Origin of the sequence: Belliella kenyensis, from assembly GCF_022549675.1 — a bacterium.
Taxonomy (GTDB): Bacteria; Bacteroidota; Bacteroidia; order Cytophagales; family Cyclobacteriaceae; genus Belliella; species Belliella kenyensis.
On record NZ_JAKZGR010000009.1, the window covers coordinates 20,657 to 45,057 of the forward strand.

Annotated in this window: 20 protein-coding genes; 14 read left to right on the forward strand and 6 right to left on the reverse strand. The window is 39.3% G+C overall.

Annotated features, from left to right (window positions below):
- The first annotated feature begins 85 nt into the window (after nucleotides 1–85).
- The 6 genes from MM214_RS10585 (at nucleotide 86) to MM214_RS19145 (ending at nucleotide 9,792) form a co-directional block, all read left to right on the forward strand.
- A complete protein-coding gene (locus MM214_RS10585; protein WP_241295186.1) occupies nucleotides 86–3,268 on the forward strand; it encodes a SusC/RagA family TonB-linked outer membrane protein in 3,183 nt (1,060 codons plus the stop codon).
- A 12-nt stretch (nucleotides 3,269–3,280) separates the two neighbouring features.
- Nucleotides 3,281–4,867: a SusD/RagB family nutrient-binding outer membrane lipoprotein gene (locus MM214_RS10590; RefSeq protein ID WP_241295190.1), complete on the forward strand. Its 1,587-nt coding sequence runs from the start codon at nucleotides 3,281–3,283 to the stop codon at nucleotides 4,865–4,867.
- A 32-nt stretch (nucleotides 4,868–4,899) separates the two neighbouring features.
- Nucleotides 4,900–5,523, forward strand: coding sequence for a hypothetical protein (locus tag MM214_RS10595; protein ID WP_241295193.1), 624 nt, complete (start codon nucleotides 4,900–4,902; stop codon nucleotides 5,521–5,523).
- Between the two features lie 3 nt (nucleotides 5,524–5,526).
- The gene (locus tag MM214_RS10600) at nucleotides 5,527–8,271 is read left to right on the forward strand and encodes a M14 family metallopeptidase (RefSeq protein ID WP_241295549.1); all 2,745 of its coding nucleotides are present in this window, start codon (nucleotides 5,527–5,529) and stop codon (nucleotides 8,269–8,271) included.
- 201 nt (nucleotides 8,272–8,472) lie between these two features.
- Nucleotides 8,473–9,624 (forward strand): hypothetical protein, encoded by a 1,152-nt coding sequence (locus MM214_RS10605; RefSeq protein ID WP_241295196.1) that lies wholly within the window; start codon nucleotides 8,473–8,475, stop codon nucleotides 9,622–9,624.
- A gap of 21 nt (nucleotides 9,625–9,645) precedes the next feature.
- Complete coding sequence (locus MM214_RS19145) at nucleotides 9,646–9,792, forward strand: DUF6625 family protein (protein ID WP_353959780.1); 147 nt, start codon at nucleotides 9,646–9,648, stop codon at nucleotides 9,790–9,792.
- Between the two features lie 123 nt (nucleotides 9,793–9,915).
- Here MM214_RS19145 and MM214_RS10610 read toward each other — a convergent pair whose 3' ends face one another.
- A complete protein-coding gene (locus MM214_RS10610; protein ID WP_241295199.1) occupies nucleotides 9,916–10,632 on the reverse strand; it encodes an RDD family protein in 717 nt (238 codons plus the stop codon).
- Between the two features lie 33 nt (nucleotides 10,633–10,665).
- Here MM214_RS10610 and MM214_RS10615 point away from each other — a divergent pair, with 33 nt between their 5' ends.
- From MM214_RS10615 to MM214_RS10640, 6 genes are read left to right on the forward strand one after another with little or no spacing between them, the layout of a single operon-like run.
- On the forward strand, nucleotides 10,666–11,655 hold the full coding sequence (locus MM214_RS10615) for a stage II sporulation protein M (RefSeq protein ID WP_241295202.1): 990 nt from the start codon (nucleotides 10,666–10,668) through the stop codon (nucleotides 11,653–11,655).
- Nucleotides 11,621–12,466, forward strand: coding sequence for a hypothetical protein (locus MM214_RS10620; protein WP_241295204.1), 846 nt, complete (start codon nucleotides 11,621–11,623; stop codon nucleotides 12,464–12,466). Before MM214_RS10615 ends, MM214_RS10620 begins: the two co-directional genes overlap by 35 nt.
- A 1-nt stretch (nucleotide 12,467) precedes the next feature.
- On the forward strand, nucleotides 12,468–13,193 hold the full coding sequence (locus MM214_RS10625; RefSeq protein WP_241295207.1) for a DUF4129 domain-containing protein: 726 nt from the start codon (nucleotides 12,468–12,470) through the stop codon (nucleotides 13,191–13,193).
- The gene (locus MM214_RS10630; RefSeq protein WP_241295210.1) at nucleotides 13,190–14,404 is read left to right on the forward strand and encodes a DUF4350 domain-containing protein; all 1,215 of its coding nucleotides are present in this window, start codon (nucleotides 13,190–13,192) and stop codon (nucleotides 14,402–14,404) included. Before MM214_RS10625 ends, MM214_RS10630 begins: the two co-directional genes overlap by 4 nt.
- Nucleotides 14,391–15,392 (forward strand): AAA family ATPase, encoded by a 1,002-nt coding sequence (locus MM214_RS10635; RefSeq protein WP_241295213.1) that lies wholly within the window; start codon nucleotides 14,391–14,393, stop codon nucleotides 15,390–15,392. Before MM214_RS10630 ends, MM214_RS10635 begins: the two co-directional genes overlap by 14 nt.
- Nucleotides 15,392–16,729 (forward strand): DUF58 domain-containing protein, encoded by a 1,338-nt coding sequence (locus tag MM214_RS10640; RefSeq protein WP_241295216.1) that lies wholly within the window; start codon nucleotides 15,392–15,394, stop codon nucleotides 16,727–16,729. The genes MM214_RS10635 and MM214_RS10640 overlap by 1 nt, the downstream gene beginning before the upstream one ends.
- Nucleotides 16,730–16,784: 55 nt before the next feature.
- Here MM214_RS10640 and rodA read toward each other — a convergent pair whose 3' ends face one another.
- From rodA to MM214_RS10665, 5 genes are read right to left on the reverse strand one after another with little or no spacing between them, the layout of a single operon-like run.
- Nucleotides 16,785–18,059: a rod shape-determining protein RodA gene (gene rodA / locus MM214_RS10645; protein ID WP_241295219.1), complete on the reverse strand. Its 1,275-nt coding sequence runs from the start codon at nucleotides 18,057–18,059 to the stop codon at nucleotides 16,785–16,787.
- A gap of 1 nt (nucleotide 18,060) precedes the next feature.
- Nucleotides 18,061–19,860, reverse strand: coding sequence for a penicillin-binding protein 2 (gene mrdA / locus MM214_RS10650; RefSeq protein WP_241295222.1), 1,800 nt, complete (start codon nucleotides 19,858–19,860; stop codon nucleotides 18,061–18,063).
- Nucleotides 19,860–20,381: a rod shape-determining protein MreD gene (locus tag MM214_RS10655; protein ID WP_241295225.1), complete on the reverse strand. Its 522-nt coding sequence runs from the start codon at nucleotides 20,379–20,381 to the stop codon at nucleotides 19,860–19,862. The genes mrdA and MM214_RS10655 overlap by 1 nt, the downstream gene beginning before the upstream one ends.
- Nucleotides 20,374–21,207, reverse strand: coding sequence for a rod shape-determining protein MreC (mreC, locus tag MM214_RS10660; RefSeq protein WP_241295228.1), 834 nt, complete (start codon nucleotides 21,205–21,207; stop codon nucleotides 20,374–20,376). Before mreC ends, MM214_RS10655 begins: the two co-directional genes overlap by 8 nt.
- Nucleotides 21,208–21,214: 7 nt before the next feature.
- Nucleotides 21,215–22,243, reverse strand: a complete 1,029-nt coding sequence (locus MM214_RS10665; protein ID WP_241295231.1) for a rod shape-determining protein — start codon at nucleotides 22,241–22,243, stop codon at nucleotides 21,215–21,217.
- Nucleotides 22,244–22,661: 418 nt separating this feature from the next.
- Here MM214_RS10665 and MM214_RS10670 point away from each other — a divergent pair, with 418 nt between their 5' ends.
- Together MM214_RS10670 and nusA are read left to right on the forward strand one after the other, a co-directional pair.
- The gene (locus MM214_RS10670; RefSeq protein WP_241295234.1) at nucleotides 22,662–23,132 is read left to right on the forward strand and encodes a ribosome maturation factor RimP; all 471 of its coding nucleotides are present in this window, start codon (nucleotides 22,662–22,664) and stop codon (nucleotides 23,130–23,132) included.
- Between the two features lie 5 nt (nucleotides 23,133–23,137).
- Entirely contained in the window at nucleotides 23,138–24,385 is a 1,248-nt protein-coding gene (nusA, locus tag MM214_RS10675) for a transcription termination factor NusA (protein ID WP_241295237.1), read from the forward strand.
- Nucleotides 24,386–24,401 lie beyond the last annotated feature (16 nt).

Sequence of the window (24,401 nt, forward strand, 5' to 3'; positions counted from 1 at the left end):
AACAAATTAAAATCCTATGCAGGAAAGATTTACGAAATTTTATTCATTAGACCATGCACGGCGCATTTTGAAGCTGTCATTGTTAATGATCATGTTGCTATTGAGTCATATAGGCTATGGGCAGCAGCGAAGTGTCACAGGGAAAGTTGTCGATGATAAAGGAGAGCCTATTCCGGGTGCCAATGTTCTAGTAAAAGGAACGGGGAAGGGTGCTGTGACTGATTTGGATGGGGTTTTTGTTTTGGATCTCAATCCGACTGAAACTATCATCGTGGTGTCTTATATTGGTTTTGAAAAAGTAGAAATCAATGTTGCCAATCAAAGTCAAATCACTGTCAAGCTTTCAGATAGCGTGCAGTTGTCTGAGGTTATTGTGACTGCCGCTGGTATTGAGAGAAATACCAATACCCTTGGCTATTCTGTTTCTACTTTGGATAGCGAGAAGCTAAGTCAAAGGAATGAGCCAGATCCTGTGAGAGCGCTTACAGGTAAGATCGCAGGGGTCAATATCCAAGGTGGTGGTGGAGTAGCAGGTGGTGCTACCAACATTACGATAAGGGGTAACTCATCTTTGGGAAATAATAACCAGCCATTATTTGTCGTGGATGGTGTTCCATTCGATAATTCTACATTCGAATCAGGAGGTACGAGACAAACGCAAAGTAGTCAATCGACTTCAAGCAGAGCCTTTGACATAGATCCTAACAATATAGAGAATTTAACGGTCCTCAAAGGTGCGGCTGCATCAGCACTTTATGGTTCTAGAGCTGCAAATGGTGCTATCATCATTACCACAAAGACTGGCTCCAAAAAGGGTAGAAAAGGAATGGAAATCACTTACAATACTTCTTATTCAAATGAGCAAGTATCGGGTGTTCCTGAATTCCAAACTTTGTATGGTCAAGGTACCAATGGAGATTATAGAGCTGGTGTATATGGTTCTTATGGCTCACCTTTTTCAAGTAGACCTACTATTCCTCATCCTCTAGCATTGAGCTCCAATCCTTCTTCTCAATTTCCAGAGTTTTATGAAGCTGATGGCGTGACTCCTGTCCAAGTGCCTTACAGATCATATATCAAAGAAAATATTGACAATTTCTTCAGAAATGGCAACTTGTTCGAAAACTCGATCATGATCAATGGAGGGAATGAGAAAAGTAGCCTAACAGCAGGTTTCACTCGTACGAGCAATGATGGTGTAGTTCCAGGCAACAGCATCACCAGAACTTCCTTTAACCTCGGTGGTAGTGCCAAGCTTGATAATGGCTTTTTTGTCAGAGGTACGTTGAATTATGTCAAGACAAATCAGACGAGTCCACCTATAGGCGGGTCGGGATCTGTTATGGGAAACCTCCTTTTTATGCCTACCAGTTACGATTTGACCAATTATCCTTTTGAGAATCCTGTGACTGGAGAGAATGTATACTACAGAGCGTTGGACAATCCATATTGGTCTGTAAAGCATAGCCCAGCGACAAGTAATGTGGATAGAACTTTTGGTAGCTTTGTCATTGGAAAGGATATCACGCCTTGGCTGACTGTTCAGAATACTTTTGGTTTCAATAGCTTCGTGGATGATCGTGTCAGCGTCCTTGGTAAGGGTTCAAGTGTATATGCTAATGGTACGATCAATACTGATAACATTTATCGTGAGGAATTGGATAATGTGCTCTTGGCTACTATCAATACTAAGCTTACGGAAGACATTAGCGCCAGGTTGATTCTTGGAAATAATATCAACCAAAGAATGACACGAAGGTCAGCATTTTCAGGTGATGGAATTATCGTCGCAGGGCTTAATGACATTAGAAATACTACCACCATTACCTTGGGAGGAATACCAAACAATCAAGCCTTAGTTAAGCAGCGTTTTTATGCTTTCTTTGGGGATTTGACATTTGATTACAAAAGCTATGCGTCCTTGAATTTTGTAGGAAGAAATGATGTGTCGTCTACCCTCCCTGCTGATAACAGAAGCTATTTGTATGGAGGTGTCAATGGTTCTTTGGTATTTACTGAGGCTTTGAAGTTGAACTCAAGAATACTGAATAATGGTACAATCAGAGCTGGATATACCAAAGTAGGTAATGAAGCTTCTCCTTATCAGACCATCAATGTTTTCAATGCCAATGCTTCTTTTGGTGGGATTGGGTCACCGTTTACCAATGCCAATGGCTCTGGTGTTAGTACTCAAACTTTATCCAATAGCTTTAGCAATAACCAACTCAAGCCTGAGTTTATTACTGAATTTGAAATCGGTACTCAGCTAAGCTTTTTGCAAAATTTATTTTCTTTGGATTTGACCTATTACAATAAAATGAGTACCTCTCAGATATTTGTGGTCAACTCCGCTCCTTCTTCGGGTTTCTTGACTAGAATTATCAACCTAGGAGAGACATCAAACAAGGGTATAGAAATAGGCTTGACCGCCAATCCATTAATGTCAGATCGCGGATTGAACTGGTCGATTAGTGCTAATTTTACTCGTAATAGAAACAGGGTAGAAGACTTAGGAGATTTTGCACAGCTGACTTATGGAGGAAATGTCCATATAGAAGGCTATCCTTATGGGATGATATTCGGTTCTCGATATGCAAGAGATGATGAAGGGAATATCCTTGTCAATCCACTTACTGCAAAGCCAATTACCGCTGCTACCAACGGGCCAATAGGAGATCCCAACCCAGATTTTTTTGCTGGATTGAGCAATACCTTCTCTTTTAGAGGTGTCACCTTAGACGTTTTGTTTGATTGGAAACAAGGAGGGGATATCTTATCTACTACCATAGGAGAGACTTATGCTAGAGGTGTGCTTAGGGATACTGAAGACAGAGATTCTTTCAGAATAGGTACTGGTGTGATGGGTGATGTAAATACACGTACCCCGCTCCTAGATGAAAATGGAAATAAAATTCCAAACAATACAGCATTAAATTACAATGATTATTTCTTTGGGAGTGGATTTGGTCCTAGCGGTCCTTCAGCTGGATACATCAATGAAGCTGCAATTTTTGATGCCACCGTATTCAGGTTGAGAGAGATTTCTTTGGGGTATCAATTGCCAAGACAGATGTTGAGCAAAACACCTTTTGGTTCTGTCTTTTTCTCACTCAGTGGAAGAAATCTTTGGTATAAAGCCCCAAACACTCCAGCAGCTATGAACTACGATCCAGAGGTAAGTACTGCAGGAGCTAATAACTTGGGTTATGATCAGCTAGGTGTACCTCCTACAAAGAGATATGGTGTCAACTTAAGGTTTACTTTCTAATCGAATAAAGTCATGAGAAATTCAAAAATACATATTCTAATACTTTTGGCCTGTTTTGGTTTGGGTCTCTTTAGCTGCGAATCTTTTATAGATATCAATGCTGATCCTAATAACCCTACAGATCCACAATTGGCACTATTGCTCCCAGCGACTCAACTTTCGATAGTGGGAAATTTCAATACTATCAACAGGGGTGCCTCAAATGTGATCCAACATAGAGCTGCGGGATCTTTGAATAGATGGGATCAGACAGGTACAACATTCCAAAGTACTTGGCTGGGATATTATACCCAAGCAATTCCTGATTTGGAACAAATGATCGCTACAGGAACAGAGGAAGGTGCTTGGGGCTATGTAGGTATTGCCAAGCTTCAGAAAGCGTTTCTTTATAGTACTATGGTGGATGTATGGGGAGATCTTCCCTATACAGAGGCTGCCAAAGTTGCAAACCCTAAATTCGATTCTGGTGAAGAGATATACAATTCTTTGTTTGCATTGATCGATGAAGCAAAGGCTGACTTAAATAGGTCTTTTGCCGTAGTTCCATCTGCTGATTTGTTTTATCAAGGTTCTAGAGACAAGTGGATCAAGTTTGCCAACTCTCTAAAATTCAAACTGTACATTCAAACAAGAAAAGTAAATCCATCTGCTTCAGCTCAAGGGATCAATGCATTGCTTGCTGAAAACAACATGATCAACAGCAATTCTGAAGATTTTACATTTTTGTTTGGATCAAGTCCAGCACCTGAGACGAGACATCCTTGGTATACCACAGCTTACTCTCCTTCAAGAGATGGATATGTAAGTATGGTTGTCCATGATAGACTCAGAGAACAAGATGATCCACGGCTGAGATATTATATTTTCCGATTGAATGAAAGAGCTGGTCTAGCAAATTCCCAAGTAGGTGAGGGATATTATGGTAGGTATCCAGGTGACGGGGCTGCTTCCCCAGCTGATCAACAGACTAGAGCAATAGTAGGTATCTATCCTTGTGGAGGAGTGTATGATAATGGAATGATTCCTTCACTTCCAAATAATGACGGCTTACTCAATAACATTGGAGCTACGACAGGCTCTACAGCCAACTCCTTCAGGCTGGTTTTGTTTGCAAATGGTGATGGTACTGGAGCAGGTATACAGCCACTGCTAACCAATGTGATGATGAAATTCTATAGGGCAGAAGCAGCACTTACACTGAATACTGGGGAAGATGCTGGAGCATTACTTACTCAAGCAGTAGCTGCAAATATGCAAGCTATCAGCGCTTTATCTCCCGCTTTTCCAATCAGTTCGAGTACGATCAATGCCTTCAATACTAGGCTTTTAGCTCAGTATCAAGCTGCCACTTCTGAGCAGCGACTTGAATTGGTGATGATGCAAAAGTGGATAGCTATGTATGGTAATGGTATCGAGTCATACAACGATTATAGACGAACTGGTTTGCCAGCTTTAGTCGAATTGATCTCTCCTTTAGATGATTTTCCTGAGCGATTTTTCTTTTCTGAGACTGAGCTCACATCTAATGAGACTGTGGTAGAAATCAGAGAGCAATTACAGAGAAACCAGCAAATCACCCCAGTATTTTGGAGGAGATAATAAATCAAATAGTAATCAAGAGATAATTACCTATGAAAAGAATAATAATATTTTGCTTGTTAATAGGCTTTGTATCAGCATGCAAGACCGTAGATTATGAGTGGGAAAATTTCAAATATGCTCCCACTCCAAAAGTCACTTTGGATGTGGAAAGTTCTGCACTTCCGACTTTCGCTTCTGCTAAAGTGTCTTTCTTTAATTTGGCAAGACCAGACTATGCGACTGCACAGACATTCAAGTGGACTTTGGACTATTATGATGCACAAGGCAGAGCAGGGGTAGAAGCCATAGAGGTGTATGTGGGGTTCAATAGAAGAGAAGGCGTGCCTCCAGTATATCCTATCGTACTTTCATTGGCTCAAGTTCACCCTACCGAAAGACAGTTTCCACTACCTAGTGTAATTAGAGCCAATGATAGATTGGTAGAAAGAGTCACTGAGTTCCCGAAGTCTTTTAGCTTCACCCCTTCAGAGCTTGCAGCGTTAACTAGCACCAACTTATCGACCGTTGCTGTAAATGATTATTTTCTCTTCAAATTTATTGTTATCATGGAGGATGGAACGAGGATAGTGCAATACAATGACAACTCTTGCGATGAGTCTAGAGGTGAGCTTTGTGATTGCAGAGTAGGCGTAAGATTCAAAAACATACCTTAAATGATGCAAAACAAACTGAAATCAACATTCAACCAAGGGGTATTGCTACTCCTTGGTGTCTTAATCACGGGACTTCATGGACTGAGCGCCCAGACTATCCCCACGCCCAAGGAACATTTTGGCTTTGGAATGGGGGATGATTATCATATTTCTAACTACACCCAGACAGAGGCATATTTCAAGAAATTGACAGAACTGTCGGATAAAGCAAAATTGGTCTCCATTGGAAAAACCGAAGAGGGTAGGGAGCAGTGGATGATCATCGTCACTTCACCTGAAAATCACAAACAACTTGATAGATTCAAAGAAATCTCTGTGAAAATGGCTCGTGCCGAAGAATTGACCGAGCAAGAAGCCAGAGACCTAGCAGAAGAGGGAAGAGCAGTCGTATGGATAGATGGTGGATTGCACTCTACAGAGACCGTAGGTATTCACCAGCTTACAGAGACACTTTATCAGATTCTTACTCGTGAAGATAAAGAGAACCAAAGAATTTTAGATAATGTGATCACGCTATTCGTACATGCCAATCCAGATGGGCATGAAAAAATCGGTGATTGGTATATGAGAAAATCTGTTCCTGAGGAAAGAAGCCTTTCTGGTCTTCCAGTACTGTATCAAAAGTACATTGGACATGACAATAACAGGGATTTTTACATTCAAAATATGAAAGAATCCGCAAATCTGGGTTATCAGCTATTTGTAGAATGGATTCCTCAAGTGATGTATAACCATCACCAAAGAGGGCCAGCTGGTTCAGTTTTGGCAGGTCCTCCGTACAGAGATCCTTTCAACTATGTGTTTGATCCAATGATGGTGACAGGTATCGACGCTGTAGGTGCTGCCATGTACAACAGACTGAATGCAGAAAATAAGCCTGGTTTTACCAGAATGGATGGATCTTCTTTCTCCACTTGGTACAATGGTGGACTTCGAACTACCACCCATTATCACAATATGATAGGAATATTGACTGAAATCATCGGTGGTCCAAATCCCGAAGCAATTCCATTGGTTCCTGATAGACTTATACCCGATTCTAATACGCCTTTTCCTGTCACTCCTCAAGAAGACTGGAGATTCCAGCAATCCATTGACTATTCAGTTTCTATGAATTATGCTGTATTGGATTACGCTGCACGAAATAGAGACCATTTACTTTATAACATATACGTAATGGGTAAAGCTTCCATAGACAGGGGAAGCAAAGACTATTGGACGCCATTCCCTAAAAAAGTGGAGGCCATCAAAACTGCCTATGAAAGTACACAAAAAGAAGGACAAAGGAGTTCAAATATGAGATGGGGTATTCCTTCGGTATTTTATGATAGCATTTATCAAGCACCTGAAAAAAGAGATCCGAGAGGCTTTATCATTCCTTCAGATCAAAAGGATTTCGCTACAGCTGTCAAGTATGTAAATGCCTTGATCAAAACGGGGATTAGAATTGAAAAAGCAAAATCATCTTTCAGCGTAGGAGGGAAAACTTACCCCAAAGATTCTTATGTAGTCAAAACAGACCAAGCTTTCAGGCCACATATCATTGATATGTTTGAGCCACAAGATTATCCCAATGATTTTCAATATCCGGGAGGTCCTCCGATCAGACCTTATGATGCAGCAGGATGGACGTTGGCCTATCAGATGGATGTCAAGTTTGATAGAATCCTAGAAGGTTTTGATGGTCCATTCGAGACATTAGCGTATGGGGTATTGGAAAAGTTGCCAGAAAGTACAATCAAAGCTTCCAAGTCAGGATACTTGATTAGCAGTGTACACAATGATGCATTTTCGATAGTCAATGAGCTATTGAAAAAAGGTGTGAAAGTCGCTCGACTTACAGAGGCTTCGGCAGGGATGCCTGCGGGTTCTTTTTATATTCCTTCAGATGGTCAAAGTGTGCTTTCTTCTTTTGGTCAGCAGTATGGCTTACCTATCGTAGCCGCTTCTAGTGTACCGCAATCATTGGCTTATATCAAACCTTCCAAAATAGCCCTTTATGATAACTATGGAGGTTCCATGCCAAGTGGTTGGGTGAGGTGGATTTTGGAGCAGTACAACTTTGATTTTCAACTCATCTTTGCCAAAGAAATCGATCAAGGGAATCTAAATTCCAAGTATGATGCAATTCTCTTTATCAGTGGTGGGATCCCATCTTTTGAAAGCTCCGGTGGAGGTTTTAGAGGTATAGATGAGGCAGATGTTCCCAATGAATACAAGCACATGGTAGGTGCTGTTTCGAAAGACAAGTCAATCCCACAATTGAAAAAATTCCTTGAGAATGGGGGTAAAATTGTAACGGTAGGTTCGGCAGCGGTTTTGGCGCATCATTTAGAGTTGCCTGTGAAGAATGCACTGGTAGAAATCCAAAGGGATGGGTCTGAAAAATCGCTTGCAGGTGAGCAGTACTATGTGCCTGGTAGCGTATTGAAAACAAAAATCAATACCAATCTGGCCGCGACGTATGGCTTGTCAGATTATGCAGATGTGCTATTCAACAATAACCCAGTGTTCAAGTTTAAGCCAGAAGCCAAGCTCCAAGGATTAGAAATATTGAGTTGGTTTGATACCGCAGCACCGCTGAAGAGTGGCTGGGCATGGGGAGAGGCTTATTTGGAGGATGGAATCACGGGTTTCTCTGCACCAGTAGGGAAGGGGACCCTGATCGTCTACACCCCAGAGATCACCTACAGAGCTCAATCTCACGGCACGTTCAAGTTGCTATTCAATCAGCTTTATAAGAATTAATTCTGAAAATCAAAAGTCATCAACCCCAACCTAATCATGCTATTCTAAAGTGTGGTTAGGTTGGGATTTTTTGTTAGAGAGGAGTGAGAAAAGGAATGGTTTTTTAGCTAGTGATATTTTAGAAAAAAGTTGGTTTTTTAGCATAATGAAATTATAAATCAATATTATTTTTTTAAATTGTATAAAATACTCCGATAAACTATGTTTTTAATATCAAAAAGGTTACTTTCTAGTGTCGTTCTAAATATTTTCTTTATCACCTTTCCTTTCTATGCACATTCCCAATATAAGTTAGAAAAAACAGAAGAATTTATAATCAATTCTCTATACCCTATTGAAATCCTTGACTACTATCCCAAAACTCGACTCTATTTAGGATATCTAAGAACTCCTGATGGTCTTAAAGTATGCCTTGTTAATCACGAGGGCAAAATAATTGTTCAAAAAGTGCTGGTTGGAGAAGGCCCTAATCAGATAGCAACTGCAAGTAACAGTATGGCATTTTCGAAGGAAGGGGAAATTTGGGTACAGTCCCCCACTGAAATTGTATTGTTTGATCAAAAGCTAGATATTAAAGCTAGAACAAAGTACCAGCCGGGGACTAATGTTCAAATATACGGAAGGATGGAATATTTTGAATATTATTATTCTCAAAATACTTCTTCAAGTTTCATTTTTTCTACTATTCCTAGTGGTACCAGTAGATATTTAGATGGTAGGGATTTTATCACAAGTCATTTGATTGAATTTCTTGATCTTAAAAGAGGAAAGTTGTTTGAATTAGCCTCAGTTTCCGAAAGAAATAAATTTGAACGACTTGATAAATCTATTGGCTCAATTTATTTTCCGATATATAAAATAGATAAATCAAATAATAAACTTTTTTTGACTACTTCATTAGATGATGAAATCATAATATATGATTTAAATTCCCACAAATTGGAGCTTAGATTGAAAATTCAACATGGTGAATTTAAATTGCTCAATAGTGAGCGTATTTCATTATCAAGTTTACCCTCCTATAAAGGAAGGATCAACTTAAGCTCAAGAAACCATAAAATTTTTCTTCTGGATGGAGGAAAAATAGTTTTGGATTACATAAGAGAAATTCCCTTCGGCATCTATGAGAAAAAGATTGCTGAAAACCCCACTTACCATCATTTTCAAGACCCAAACTATCATAGACTTATAGTGTTTGATGGCACTAAACAAGTGAGTGAAGATATTGAACTTCCAGTAAATAATAAATTAATGACAGCCTTACCGGGGAATCGACTTTTGTTTCAAATAGTAGATTCAGAAGTGGAAGAGGATTTTATTCAATACGTAATATACGAAGTTGTAAAAAAATAACTTTCAAATAAACTGATTATAATGGCTGATCAAAAAAGAATACTATTAATCACTTGCTTCTTTGGGGAATTCTCTTGGTACTTCCCCCTGTTTTTAAAATCCTGCAGATTTAATCCTACTATTGATTTTAAAATTTATTCCCTTTTGAGCAAGCGAATGCAGAGCTGAAAAACCTTCACCCTAAATTAGTGAATCATACAATTTTCGAAAACACAGGGCATAATATTCATTATGAAAAGCCAAAACAATTTCTTGAGACTGTCTTAAGTTTTCTGAGCTCGTTTAAATGAGTTACCCCTTTTGCGTATAGTAATTGTAATCAGTGATGACTCTTTCCAGAAAGCTCATGTTTTTCTCCTCGGGTTCTACTTGCATCATTGAGGCTGTTTTTTTAGCAAGCTTGTCGATAAGGTCAAAGTCTCCACTTCTCAATGCTTCGAATTTGATTTGCTTGATGTTTTGTATCTGTCTATCTGTAAGAGACATTACTTGGGGGTATTTTGGCACATAATCCTCAGCTACTTCTTGAAGTAAAGTATGCCTAAGACCTATCGGGGATTGTTCCGAAATCACCGTAGTACCAGCAGCCAAATCACCAATTCTCTGTCCTTTGCCAGAGATAAGTATCCATAATATCGCCAATCCTCCAGATGTGAAAGTAATATCGATCAATCTTGTCAGCCATCGGATGAAATAATTGCTCATCGTTGGTTTCGACCCATCCAACTTAACCACTCGGATTTTCAGTGCCATTTTACCTGGAGACTGTCCATTCATGAAAATTTCAAAAAGTAGGTGATACAGTAATACTGGAAGTGATAGTAAAGTGTAAAGTGACCACAAATAATCCATGCTCCTGACACTTCCCGCTATGGCAAAGATCGCAAAAATGATATAAAAGAAAATAATCAAACTATCAATCAGGTACGCCCCAATTCGGGTGCCTACATTAGCAGCATTTTGACTTATACTAATATTTTGGGCAGTCTTGATTTGAAATTCTTTCATTTATTGTTTTCTTTGGTAAAATTGAAGTTATAAATGCGTGAAGCAACTTTTATAAAACGAAATAAAGATAAATGGACCAAGTTTGAAAACGTTCTTAACAACAATGTCCAATATACTCCTTCTGAACTTGGAGATTTGTACATTGAAGTGACAGATGATCTTAGCTATGCGCAGACATTTTATGCCGACAGCAACACGCATATCTATTTGAATCAGCTTGCTTCCAAAGCCCACCAAAAGATCTACAAAACTAAGAAAGAATCCCAAGGTAGGTTTAGGAAATTTTATTTGGAAGAATTTCCTGCCATGTTCTATCAATATTTGCCTCAGCTGGCCGTAGCCTTTGGGACTTTTATGCTATTCACGCTGGTCGGAGTCTATTCAGCTGCTACAGATGGAGCGTTTGTAAGGAGCATTCTAGGGGATAGTTATGTCAATATGACCTTGGAGAATATTTCCAAAGGAGATCCTATGGCGGTATATAAAGATATGAACAAAGTTGACATGTTTCTAGGGATCACTGTGAACAATATCAGGGTAGCATTGACGGCTTTCTCTCTAGGTGTGTTGCTGAGTGTTGGGACATTGTTCGTATTGATGAGAAATGCTATCATGCTAGGTTCATTTCAATACTTTTTTTATGATCAGGGTCTGTTTTGGGAGTCTGCTAGGACAATCTGGATTCATGGGACGATTGAGATTTCGGTGATTATCATAGCTGGTTGCGCTGGGATTGTCCTAGGCAACAGTATTTTATTTCCAGGTACTTACAGCCGACTGGTTTCTTTCCAGAGAGGTGCAAAAGCAGGATTGAAGATTCTCATCAGCACCATACCTTTCTTTATCATCGCTGGATTTTTGGAAGGTTTTATCACGAGAATTACAGATTTTCCCGATATCTTTAACATAGCGATCATCACATCTTCGCTGTTTTTGATCATTTACTATTACGTTATATTACCTATCAAGCTGCACAAAAATCAAACTCATGATAAACGGATACATTCAATTCAAGAAGCGTAGAGAACTAGGTGAAATCCTTTCAGATACTTTTTCTTTTGCACGTCAAAACTACAAGCCTTTGATAGCAGTCTTGATCAAGACGTCTTTGATCCCCTATATTTTGGTGGTGTTGGCTTCAGTATATTATCAATATGTCGTTTCCGATCTTTCTAGGTTGGCTAGTATTGATTTTATTATTGGAATTGGTGCTATGGGGATTACCTCTCTGCTATTTTTTGCTACCTCTTCTTCTACGGTGTTCAGCTACATCAAGGAATATGAAACTTGCAAAGGGATAGAGCTTGATCATAACTATATTTTGGACGAAGCTAAAAGCAACTATGGAAACATGATAGGATTATCCTTATTGGCATACCTGATGCTGGTTTTTGGATTGATATTCTTTGTTATTCCAGGTATTTATTTCTTGGTGCCCATAGCCATGTTTTTCCCGATAGTTTTATTTAAAGAGATGAGTATTTTCAGTTCAGTAGGTGAAAGTTTTCGATTGATAAAAGATTACTGGTGGGTGACTTTTGGGACATTGATAGTGACTGTTGTTGTGATTGGAATTATGTCTTTTGCATTTTCTGTTCCTTCTCTGGTATATACCATGGTCAAATCTATGGTGTCTATATCACAGTCTGGGGACTTGACACCAGGTATAGGGTCACAGGATTTCATTGCTCTACTCTTGAATGCTATAGCTTCAGCTGGTAGCAATTTGCTTTCCGTAGTTTTGCTGATAGCGCTAGGGTTTATCTATTTTGATTTGGATGAAGAGAAAAATAGAACTGGACTTAGACAGAAAATAGATGAGCTAGATGCTTAATATGTATAAATACTTCTTTACTTTTTTGCTATTGATGATTTCTTGCGGCATTTATGCAATGCAAGAGGAATCAACATCCTCTACTGGTTCTGAAACGACTATAGCGCCAGTAGACTTTGGAGATGCCTACATCGACCGCTATAGTGCTGACCCGGATTTTTTGTATATTGAAGAGTCACGAGAAGAGTCTTGGATTGACAGACTGCAAAAGAAGTTTTTTCAATTAGTAGACAGGTTTTTTTATTGGTTGATTGGTGATAGGGAGTTTGGGAAAGTCGCACAGTTTTTAATGCAATCTTTGCCTTACTTGGCTGTTTTTATTCTTTTGATCATACTGGTTTGGGCCGTGATGAAATATGATGATGAGGGTTCTGATAGAAAAAATGAAGGCTTTGCTGTAGCACAAAGTGAGAATTTGGATGTATTGGCACAAGAAGATATCAATAGCTTGATTGCATCGGCCATAGCGGATGGAGACTATAGGATGGCTGTGCGATACTCTTATTTATCTGTTTTGAAATCCATGATGGACAAGTCTCTGATCGATTGGGGAATACAAAAAACCAACCATGATTACATGAAAGAGCTGCCAAGTGGGAGTCTTAAGGCCAGCTTTGCAGCTTTGACTAGAATCTACGATTATATTTGGTATGGTGGGTTTGATGTAGATAAAGAAGGCTTTGATCGTGTGAATGCTGTCTTTGGAGAGTTAAAAAAGGAGCTATGAGGCAAAAAAAGTTTAAAATACTCATAGGTGTACTTGTGTCTCTGATTCTGTTCCTTTTGTTCTTACAGACCCAGAGCAGACAGGGTACGAGCTGGCTAGAGAGCTATGATAAATCAGACAGTTCACCTTATGGTGGTCGTGTATTTCATGATTTATTTACGAGTATTGACCCTGATCGTCCAGTAGAGGAAATCGACCTATCTACTTATGAGTGGTTGAGAAGAAATCCTGACGATGGAGCACTTTTGGTTTTTAACCTTAATTTTTCTGTTGACCAAGAGACACAAGAGAGGCTTTTGAATTGGGTAAGCCAAGGGAATACAGCTTTCATTTCTGCAAGGGCCATTAGACGGGAGCTCTTAGATACACTTGGTGTAAAGCGGCATTTGATATTCGCAGCGAATGATCTAAGAGGTGAGGCTATTTTAAGTCTGGAAAATAAAACCCTTCTAAATCAGGATGAAATCCTTTTCAACCATTCTTCTAGCTTAGAATATTTCACCTTTAGCGATTCATTAGATATCAAGGTGTTGGGGAAAAACAAGTATAAAGCGTCAAATAATGAATCTCAACCTAATTTTATTCAGGTAGATTTTGGGGAGGGAAAGTTTTTATTGCATACTTTTCCTTTAGCATTTTCGAATTACTTCCTTTTGGATAAAGACAGAAAGAGATACACAGAGGGAATATTGGCTTACTTTCCTCGAAAAGGGAATCTGTATTATGATAATTATAATAAAATAGGTAGGAGAGTATACGATTCTCCGCTTTACCTTTTTCTCTCCAATGTATACCTGAAAATGGCATACTACGTTTTTTTAGTTGCAGTGGGCTTATGGGTAGTGTTCGAAGGAAGAAGGAAACAGAGAGTCATCCCTGTAATAGTGCCTCTGGAAAACCAAACGGTGGCTTTTGCAGAGACAATTTCAGGAATGTATTTGGAAAAGAAAGCCTATTCAGAGAATATAAACCAACAAATCTTGCTGTTCAATGAGTACTGTCGTAATCAGTATCGAGTAGATATTCAAGTGATGGATGAGGAGACAGTCACAAAGCTATCATCTCGTTCTGGATGTCCAACTGGAGAAACAGAGGAATTGTTTGATATGATCAATCAGTTGTTGAAGCAAACTTCTCATAATGAAAGCCAGGTTTTGCAATTGAATAAGAAAATCCACGAATTTAAAAGTTACAATCATGGAAGAAAATAATACTATGCCCACAGGTGGGATGGAGTTTGAAAGTAGGTTGCCACTGCAGGAGCTTTGTGAATCGGTAGCTCGGATCAAAGCCGAAATCAGCAAAGTAATCGTGGGGCAAGAAGAGATGATTGACTTGCTCGTGATTGGACTCTTGTCAAAAGGTCACATATTGATCGAAGGAGTGCCAGGTATTGCCAAGACGATTTCTGCCAAGCTTTTTGCGAAGACTATTAAAGTCGATTTCAGTAGGATACAATTTACACCTGATTTGATGCCAAGTGATGTACTAGGTACTTCGATTTTGAATATGCAGCAAGGGGTATTTGAGTTTAAGAGAGGACCCATATTCTCAAATATGATACTGATAGATGAGATCAATAGAGCTCCTGCAAAGACCCAATCGGCACTGTTTGAGGTGATGGAAGAGCGTCAAGTTACCATAGATGGGAAGCGATATGAGATGGCTGCACCATTTATGGTTTTGGCTACTCAGAATCCTGTCGAGCAAGAAGGTACATACAACCTTCCAGAGGCACAATTAGATCGATTCTTATTCAAGATTAAGTTGGATTATCCTAATCTTGAGGAGGAGTTTGATATTCTTCAGCGCCAGCATCTGAGAAAATCTGAAGAAGCACTGGAGCAGGTAGTTGGCATATTAAGCCCCGCTGATGTGGTTTCTTTTCAGGCGATTTCCTCATCCGTAAGCGTAGAAGAAAAGATTCTAAGGTACATCTCTCAAGTAGTTGTGAAGACGAGGAATCATCCTAGCCTGTATCTTGGTGCCTCACCTCGAGCAAGTTTGGCGGTGATGCATGCTTCCAAAGCGATGGCTGCGGTCAATGGTAGGGATTTTGTCACGCCAGAGGATGTAAAGCGGGTAATTGTACCAGCACTCCGCCATAGGATCATCCTAAATCCCGATCGAGAGATGGAAGGATTGACGACTGATACGGTGATAGAAGGAATCATCCAATCTGTAGAAATCCCAAGGTGATGATAAAGCGATTTTTTATACAGTTTTTTTTAGGGAAAAGGCTTTATGCTGCATTGGTGGCTATTTGCTTGACTTTTCTGGCGTCTTATTGGTTTACGGCATTGTTTACACTTGGCGTGATTTTGCTTTATACACTAGGTTTTTTCTTCCTTTTAGATACTGTTTTTCTATTTAGACAAGGCAATGGGCTGGTTGCCAATAGGGTACTTCCAGAGAGGTTTTCAAATTCAGACGCCAATCAAGTGTTGATTTCGCTGGAAAATAGGTATAGGTTTGCTGTGAAAGTCACCTTAATAGATGAGGTACCTGCCCAGTTTCAGATGCGAGATTTTGAGATTTTTGATCAGTTGGAAGGCAAAGAAAAGAAAGAGGTCTTTTATTCACTGACCCCATTGGAGCGAGGTGAGTATATTTTTGGTGATCTTCATGTATTTGTATTAAGTAGAATTGGTCTGGTGAAGAGGAGGTTTAGTTTTCAAAAGGGACAAATGGTCAAGGTTTACCCCTCATTTATCCAAATGCAGCAATTTGATTTTCTGGCGACTAATATCCGAAGGTTTGATTATGGCTTTAAAAAGATCAGGAGAATCGGTCACACGATGGAGTTCGAGCAGATCAAAAATTACATCCCCGGAGATGATATCAGATCTATCAATTGGAAAGCAACAGCCAAATCAGCTGACTTGATGGTCAATCAGTTCCAAGATGAAAAGTCCCAACCTATATATTCCATTTTAGATATGGGTAGGGTCATGCAAATGCCGTTCAATGGGCTCAGTCTACTAGACTATGCGATCAATAGTTGCCTGGCATTCTCCAATGTGGCTATCAAAAAGGGAGATAAAGCTGGTGTAATTACGTTTTCGCATCGCATGCAAAAGTCTATGCAAGCAAGTAGTCGAAAATCTCACCTTTTAGGGATTTTGGAGATGTTGTATGGCTTGGATACTGATTTTCTAGATACAGATTTTGGCTTGCTTTATAACTGGCTGAAGAGAAAAGTAAGTCAAAGAAGTATGCTTCTGATTTTCACAAATTTCGAACATCAGACCGCTCTTCAGAGGCAATTGCCCTACCTCAAGGCAATTGCAAGACAGCATTTGCTCGTGGTGGTTATGTTCGAAAACACACTTTTAGAGAGCCTAACTGAGCAAGTGCCAGACAAGATTTCAGAAGTGTACAAGCAGACTGTAGCGGGGAAATTTATGTACGATAAACGGCTGATGGCTAAAGAGCTCAATCGACATGGTATTCAAACTATATTGACAAAACCGGCCGAATTAAGTATCAACACGATCAATAAATACTTGGAATTGAAAGCTAGAGGTCTGATATGATCTGATAGCCAAAGGTCAAGATGAAATGATTAACTAAAAAACCAGTCATTCATGACTAATTCATCCTTCCCAAAAGCTGAATTCTATGAGAGTCCAGCTTGATGAAGATGAACAAAAGGATGGTAAATGACCATAAGGAAGAGCCTCCATAACTAAAGAAGGGGAGTGGAATTCCAATCACTGGAAATAATCCAATGGTCATTGCAATATTGATGGTGAAGTGAAACATAAGAATAGATACCACACAATATCCATATACTCTTGAGAATCGATTTTTTTGTCTTTCTGCAAGCATGATTAGCCTTATGAGCAATGCACAGAATAGAAATATGACTACCATGCTACCAACCCAGCCAAACTCTTCACCTAGGGTACAAAAGATAAAATCTGTATGCTGCTCCGGAACAAAGTCAAATTTCGTTTGTGTACCTTCCAAGTAGCCCTTTCCTAAAAATCCTCCAGAGCCAATGGCTATTTTGGATTGAGTTACATTCCAACCAACTCCGAGAGGATCTAAGTCAGGATTGAAAAGAACCATGATTCGGTTCTGATGATGTTGAGGAAGTTTAGAAACTACATAATCTAAGCTGTAGCTATAAGCAATGGCAAACAGACCAATCAAGCAAAGGCTGATAATCCTTCCAATGTTCTTTTTCCCTAAAAAGATGATAAGGACTATCACTAAAACAATTCCTCCTACCAAATAGAGGTTGTTTTCAATTCCTAAAGCAAGCAAAGAAATGGCGATCATTGTAAGAGCCAATGCATAATATTTTTGGGGCATTCCCTCTCTATACAACATGATGAAAAATGCCGAATAGATCATTGCACTTCCGTAGTCGGGTTGAAGACAAATCAGGATCACAGGAATCATGATGATGAGTAATACCTGCATTTGATATTTCGGTTGGCTCAAATCCACACTTGGTCTTTCCATGTATTTGGCCAAGGTAAGTGCGGTAGCAAATTTGGCAAATTCCGCAGGCTGTATTCTGAAATTGCCAAAACCTATGGAAAGGATTTGACCATTTACTTCTTTACCTACGTAGGGAGTGATCAGAATTAGAAATAAGAAAATACCATAGAGAATCAAGGAGAGGTTTTCGAATAGTCTATAGTCCGCTACCATGATCAGGGTAATCAGCACTACAGCTGTACCTATCCAAACCAACTGTTTACCCGAATTGATAGAAAAATCAAAAATACTCTTTGCTGCTTGCTCGTCATATACGGCAGCATATATATTGAACCACCCTATGCAGACAAGTGCTGCATAGATGAAAATGGTAAGCCAATCAATTTTGTTGATATATAAATCGTCCTGTCTCAATCTACATGAATTTTCCTGCTAAAACATACTCTTCCAATGCAGGTCTAGTGATCTCACCCCTAATATATTTCTCTATCATCAAGCTAGCTGTGCTTGCGGCAGCTCTTCCTCCCCATCCAGCATTTTCCACATATACTGCAATTGCTATTTTTGGGTCATCTTTTGGCGCAAATGCTACAAATACAGAGTGATCTTCTCCATGAGGATTTTGTGCAGTACCTGTTTTACCAGCAATTTTAATGTCGGGTATCGCTGCTCTAGCAGCGGTACCATATATCGCTTCGGCCATTGCATCTTGGATCAAGTCAAAGTGATGTGCATCCACACCCACATCCTTGCGTGTGCGAAATTCTGATTTGATCTTGTTGGGGTCTCCATCGATGGCTTTGATCAAATGAGGAGGATAATAATAACCCTTATTTGCAAATATAGCGGCCAGATTTGCCATTTGTATAGGAGTGACCATCATTTCTCCTTGACCAATAGATAGGGAGTAAATGGTAGAGTATTTCCACCTACCCTCACCATAGACCCTATCATAGTAGCTTGATGATGGGATACTTCCCGATTTTTCATTGTACATATCTAGTCCTAAGCTACCCCCGAGACCAAATGCCAATACTTTCTCTCTCCATTCATCCAGACCTATTTTCGTGTCTTTGAAGGTATTAGATGACACCTCTCTATTGATCATGGCTCGATATGCCTGATGGTAATAAGGGTTGCATGAGTTTCTTATTGCTCCAAATAGATTCACTGGACTAGGATGGTTGTGACAAGCCACTAGAGATCTGTTACAGGCGTATGTGGTATTGGGTGTTAAAATACCCATTTGAAGACCAATTAGAGATTGTACTATCTTAAAGATTGACCCGGGAGGGTATGTAGCCATGATGGGTCTATTGTACAATGGAAGCTTGTCATCTCTGTTCAAAGCAAGGTAATTTGTACCAAACTTAGAGCCGGTAAGTAAATTTGGATCATAAGTAGGTGCCGAAATCATGGCTAAAATCTCACCTGTTTTTGGCTCGATAGCTACTACAGACCCTACTTTGCCAGCCATGAGCATTTCACCATACCTCTGAAGTTCCAAATCAATAGTAGAAGTAAGGTTGATTCCTGCGACGGAGGTCGTATCATAATCCCCGTTTTTAAAAGATCCTTTGTCTACACCTCGTACATTTACCATTTTGTACTTGACTCCTTTGACTCCTCGAAGCTCCTTCTCATAGAAGCCTTCAAGTCCTGCCAAGCCAACAAAATCTCCCTGCCTGTAATATTTTGCTGTATCTCTTTCCAGCTGTCTACCGCTGATCTCACCGATATAGCCAAGTGCATTCGCAGCTACTGGCTGCGGGTATGACCTTACTGATCTTGTCGTTACAAAAAGCCCCGGGTAATCAATCAAGAAGTCTTGGATTTTTGCAAATTCAGTTGTAGAAATTTGCTTGATCAGTGGAGAAGGTTTCACTGAAGAGTATTTTCTAGCCGCTGTGTAGCTTTCGATAAGGTGCTCCTTGGTGATATTGAATATCTCACAAAATCTGGTGGTATCTTTTACAGAAAATTCCTTTGGTATGATCATTAGGTCAAACAATGGATTGTTGTACACCAAAATTTTTCCAGTACGATCATATATCAATCCTCTGTAAGGGTGGTCTACAAGTCTTTGCACAGCGTTTCTTTCAGCTCTTTTGAGAAAGCTGTCATCTGCTACTTGGATCAAAAATAATTTGGTCAATAAAATGACACCAATCAATGCTACAACAATGATCAGTACAATGGGCCTTTTTTCGTTCATTATATCCCCCTTCTTCGCCTGTAAAACAACAGTTGAACAATTATACTCAATACGAATACAAAAATAGTACTCGCTATGATCTTTTGAACGACAGGGAGGAATAATTCAGTGCCTAAATTTTCGATAAAAAAGAAAACTAAATTGTAAATCAAAAACAAAGGCAAACTGTACGTCGAAAACCAGCCAATACCAACATTTAGAATCGTAGGTCGCATGTTGTCATCATAGCCGCCAGTAGGAGTAAGTACTTTGATCCAAGGACTTCTCAAATATGCAATGACTAGCATCGAAGCAGTATGTATACCTACAGTATCATAAAATAAATCTACAAATAATCCAAGTACGAACCCAATGAAGAGACTCGGGATGGTTTTGGTTTCTATAGGCAGTAAAAGCAAAAACAAAACATGTAGAAAACAAAAGGCCATGCCAAACAACACAAGGTTCTTCAGAACAATGATTTGTACCAATGAAAATAAAATAAAACTTATTGTCAATACTAAAACCCTACTACTATTCATTGCTGATCCCGGAACTTTTGTATAATGAATCTAATTCTGCCTCTACGGTATTTTCTACGAGATACACATAAGATATTTTAGTGAAGTCAGTTGCTAATTCTACTATAATGTCAAGGTAGTTGGTGTCTGAGCCTTGTTTTACCTCAGATATCACGCCCACTTTGATTCCTTCAGGAAAAATAGCGTTGTACCCAGAGGTCACAATATTGTCTCCTTCTGCTACTTTCACATGTCTAGGAACGTAAAGCATTTTAGCATAGCGAGGACTCACACCATCCCACTTGATAGAACCAAAAACCTCAGAAGAATCTACTTTTGAGGATATCAGTAGTTCTGTATGCAAAAGTGAAATCACTGTCGCAAAATTGGTAGATACACCTTTGACCCTTCCGACCACTCCTTCACCATTGAAGACGCCCATTCCAGGCTTTATACCATGTTTGGACCCTTTGTTGATAGTCAAGTGATTTTGACTTAGCCTTATAGAGTTGTTTATTACTTTTGCGCCTTTGAATTCAAAGTTTGCAGCCAGTACACTATCTACAAAGACATATGCGCTATCTGCAGGTTTTCTTAAGATTTCAAGCTCAGTAAGTAGCTCTGCATTGGTATCTAGCAATCGTGCATTCACATCGGCCAAGGAAAAATACTCGGACACATTTTTTTGAGCAGTCAAGACCTTGCCACTAAACTTGTTGGAGCTATTGAAAAATGCAGACCCTTGCTGTGAATTGAAGGAGACAATTAACCAAATGGCAACTGCCTCCAATAAAACAAATAATAGAAATGCCCTTAAACTGTATAAGAATAATAAAATGCGCTGCATTCAGTCATTAAGTCATCAAAACGGTTCTGAAATTGGAAATATTTTTCAAGGCGGTTCCTGTTCCTCTTACTACAGCCCTTAGTGGGTCTTCTGCAATATGAATTGGGAGCTTGGTTTTTTGATGTAATCTTTTGTCAAGTCCTTTGAGCAATGCACCACCGCCCGTGAGATGAATACCATTGTCATAGATATCAGCAGACAATTCTGGTGGAGCAATCTCTAGTGCTTTGAGTACGGCTTCTTCAATTTTAGAAACTGATTTATCAAGAGCAAATGCAATTTCAGAGTAGGATACTTTGATGACCTTTGGTATGCCTGTCATCAAATCTCTCCCTCTGATTTCATAATCTTCTGGAGCATCATCTAGTTCTGTAAGTGCTGATCCAATGGCTATTTTGACCTTTTCTGCAGACCTTTCACCTATAAGAAGGTTATGTTGTCTTCTCATATAGTCAAGGATGTCTTTGGTGAAGGTATCACCGGCCACTCTTATCGATTGGTCGGCTACTATACCTGATAGCGCAATCAGAGCGATTTCAGTAGTACCACCTCCGATATCTACGATCATTGATCCCATTGGCTTCTCTATATCGATCCCTATTCCTATTGCAGCAGCAATGGGCTCATACACCATATAGACCTCTTTAGCTCCTGCGTGCTCCGCAGAATCTCTTACAGCTCTTTTCTCTACTTCGGTGATGCCCGAAGGAATACAGATGACCATTCGGTGAGATTGAGGAAACATGCCTTTCTTATGACCAGGGATCATTTTGATCAATCCTCTAATCATTTGCTCTGCGGCATAGAAGTCCGCAATCACCCCGTCTTTCAGTGGTCTGATTGTTTTGATGTTTTCATGCGTTTTTTCGTGCATGTTCATAGCATCCTTGCCCACTGCCAATACCCGATTGGTAGTTCTATCTATAGCAATTATAGACGGCTCGTCTACGACGATCTTATCTTTATGTATGATTAGCGTATTTGCGGTACCTAAATCTATAGCAATGTCACTGGAAAAAAAATCGAATAATCCCATTATTTGATTGATTGAATTTTAATTGAGAATTTGTTTAAAGTTAGCACTATCGGTGCATAACATGAAACGTGGGACAGCAAAATTATTATCTTAATTGCAATTTCTTATCATTAACTTGATTTTTTTTAAAACATTGTTGCAGTATGCCTATTAGTTGGGATGAGTGAGGGTTTTTTGAGTGTCAAAGTCTATCAGAATCAACTTAAATGCTCGGTTATGCAAAACTGATTCTTTAAATGATTGTCAGTATTTTCAAAATGAATGAATCCTTGCTGATAAGCAAAAAAAAATGCCATCAAAACCCTACTAATTTAATACTCTTTTTTTTATGGGATTTTTTTTATTAACTTTGTGACGTATTAGCCGAATATATGGAGGGGACGACAGTCCCCTCTTTCATTATGGTAAGCACTAAAATATGAGCATAAAACAAACCATAGAGGAGATTGTCGAAAAGCATCTGCCTGATGAAAAGCATTTCATCGTAGATGTTCAAGTGATTGAAGGAAAAGGAAAACCTCAAGTCAAGATTTTACTGGATGCTGATCAAGGTATACAGATTGATACTTGTGCTTTTGTCAGCAGGCAAGTGGGAGAAGAAATTGAGGCTAAGGAGTTGCTCGATGCAGCTTATGTGCTAGAGGTGTCCTCTCCTGGTGTAGATTATCCCCTTAGCTCACGTAGACAATACCAAAAAAATATTGGAAGGAACTTGAAAGTTACCTTTACAGATGGAAGAGAAGCCGAAGGAGAGCTTCTTGGAGTAGAACCCACGACGATCAAATTGAGCGTCAAAAAGAAAGAAAAAGGAAAGAAAGTCACTACAGAGGAAGTGGAAATTTCTTTAGAAGAAATCAAGAAATCAATTGTACTAGTCTCTTTTAAGTAAAAAAAATGGATGCTAAAGTTCTTATAGAGTCATTTGCAGAATTTGCAAGATCAAAAAATGTGGATCGTCCTACCATGATCCGTATTCTGGAAGATGTGTTTAGAGCGATGATTCGCAAGAAATATGAGACCGATGAAAACTTTGACGTAACGATCAATGCAGACAAAGGTGATCTCGAAATTCTAAGAATCAGAGAGATTGTAGACGACAACTCAGAGGATATTTGGGATTTTGACAAAATCAGCTTGACAGATGCTCGTAAGATCGAACCTGACTTTGAAGTTGGTGAAGAGGTCTATGAAAAGATCGAATTGATCGAATTCGGTAGAAGAGCAGTGATGATGGCTAGACAGACTTTGATCCAAAAAATCAAAGATCTAGAAAAAGACCTACTTTTCAATCAATACGAAGAGCTTGTAGGTGAGATTATTGCAGCTGAAGTGTACCAAATATTGGGTAGAGAAGTACTTTTGATGGATGGCGAAGGTAATGAGCTGATCCTTCCCAAAGGAGAGCAAATACCCAAGGATCGATTCAGAAAAGGAGATACCGTGAGGTCTATCGTCCACAAAGTGGAAATGGTAAATGGTAACCCAAGAATCATCCTTTCTCGTACATCTCCAATTTTCTTGGAGAGGTTATTCGAAAATGAAGTGCCAGAGGTTTACGATGGTTTGATTACCATCAAGAAAATTGTGAGAGAGCCTGGAGAAAGGGCTAAGGTCGCAGTAGAGTCCTATGACGACAGAATAGATCCAGTAGGTGCTTGTGTAGGGATGAAAGGAAGTAGAATTCATGCAGTAGTGCGTGAGCTACAGAATGAGAATATTGACGTTATCAATTATACGGACAACTTAGAGCTTTACGTATCAAGAGCACTTAGTCCAGCTAAAGTAACCTCTATCAGTGCTGATCACGACCGTAAGAGACTTTCTGTGTTTTTGAAACCAGACCAAGTATCCATGGCTATTGGTAAAGGTGGTTTCAACATCAGACTTGCAAGTAGATTGGTGGGGTATGAGATCGATGTGTTCAGAGAACTGAACGATATCGAAGATGAAGAGGATGTAGTATTAGACGAATTCGTAGATGAAATCGATGGATGGATCATTGACGAATTGAAAAAAACTGGTTTGGACACAGCCAAAAGTGTACTTTCTTTAACCAAAGATGACCTTTTGAGAAGGACTGAACTTGAGGAGGAGACCATTGATGAGGTCTTCAAAATATTAAAACAAGAGTTTGAACAATAAATAAAGACCTAAATAC

Bases quoted from the DNA above. Each gene is read 5' to 3' on its own strand.
- MM214_RS10605 (WP_241295196.1), top strand. From the start codon at position 8,473: ATGTTTTTAATATCAAAAAGGTTACTTTCTAGTGTCGTTCTAAATATT.
- MM214_RS10635 (WP_241295213.1), top strand. From the start codon at position 14,391: ATGGAAGAAAATAATACTATGCCCACAGGTGGGATGGAGTTTGAAAGT.
- MM214_RS10585 (WP_241295186.1), top strand. From the start codon at position 86: ATGATCATGTTGCTATTGAGTCATATAGGCTATGGGCAGCAGCGAAGT.
- MM214_RS10655 (WP_241295225.1), bottom strand. From the start codon at position 20,381: ATGAATAGTAGTAGGGTTTTAGTATTGACAATAAGTTTTATTTTATTT.
- MM214_RS10670 (WP_241295234.1), top strand. From the start codon at position 22,662: ATGAGCATAAAACAAACCATAGAGGAGATTGTCGAAAAGCATCTGCCT.
- mreC (WP_241295228.1), bottom strand. From the start codon at position 21,207: ATGCAGCGCATTTTATTATTCTTATACAGTTTAAGGGCATTTCTATTA.
- MM214_RS10600 (WP_241295549.1), top strand. From the start codon at position 5,527: ATGCAAAACAAACTGAAATCAACATTCAACCAAGGGGTATTGCTACTC.
- MM214_RS10595 (WP_241295193.1), top strand. From the start codon at position 4,900: ATGAAAAGAATAATAATATTTTGCTTGTTAATAGGCTTTGTATCAGCA.
- MM214_RS10615 (WP_241295202.1), top strand. From the start codon at position 10,666: ATGCGTGAAGCAACTTTTATAAAACGAAATAAAGATAAATGGACCAAG.
- MM214_RS10590 (WP_241295190.1), top strand. From the start codon at position 3,281: ATGAGAAATTCAAAAATACATATTCTAATACTTTTGGCCTGTTTTGGT.
- MM214_RS10665 (WP_241295231.1), bottom strand. From the start codon at position 22,243: ATGGGATTATTCGATTTTTTTTCCAGTGACATTGCTATAGATTTAGGT.
- MM214_RS10640 (WP_241295216.1), top strand. From the start codon at position 15,392: ATGATAAAGCGATTTTTTATACAGTTTTTTTTAGGGAAAAGGCTTTAT.
- nusA (WP_241295237.1), top strand. From the start codon at position 23,138: ATGGATGCTAAAGTTCTTATAGAGTCATTTGCAGAATTTGCAAGATCA.
- mrdA (WP_241295222.1), bottom strand. From the start codon at position 19,860: ATGAACGAAAAAAGGCCCATTGTACTGATCATTGTTGTAGCATTGATT.
- MM214_RS10620 (WP_241295204.1), top strand. From the start codon at position 11,621: ATGATAAACGGATACATTCAATTCAAGAAGCGTAGAGAACTAGGTGAA.
- MM214_RS10630 (WP_241295210.1), top strand. From the start codon at position 13,190: ATGAGGCAAAAAAAGTTTAAAATACTCATAGGTGTACTTGTGTCTCTG.
- MM214_RS10625 (WP_241295207.1), top strand. From the start codon at position 12,468: ATGTATAAATACTTCTTTACTTTTTTGCTATTGATGATTTCTTGCGGC.
- MM214_RS10610 (WP_241295199.1), bottom strand. From the start codon at position 10,632: ATGAAAGAATTTCAAATCAAGACTGCCCAAAATATTAGTATAAGTCAA.
- MM214_RS19145 (WP_353959780.1), top strand. From the start codon at position 9,646: ATGGCTGATCAAAAAAGAATACTATTAATCACTTGCTTCTTTGGGGAA.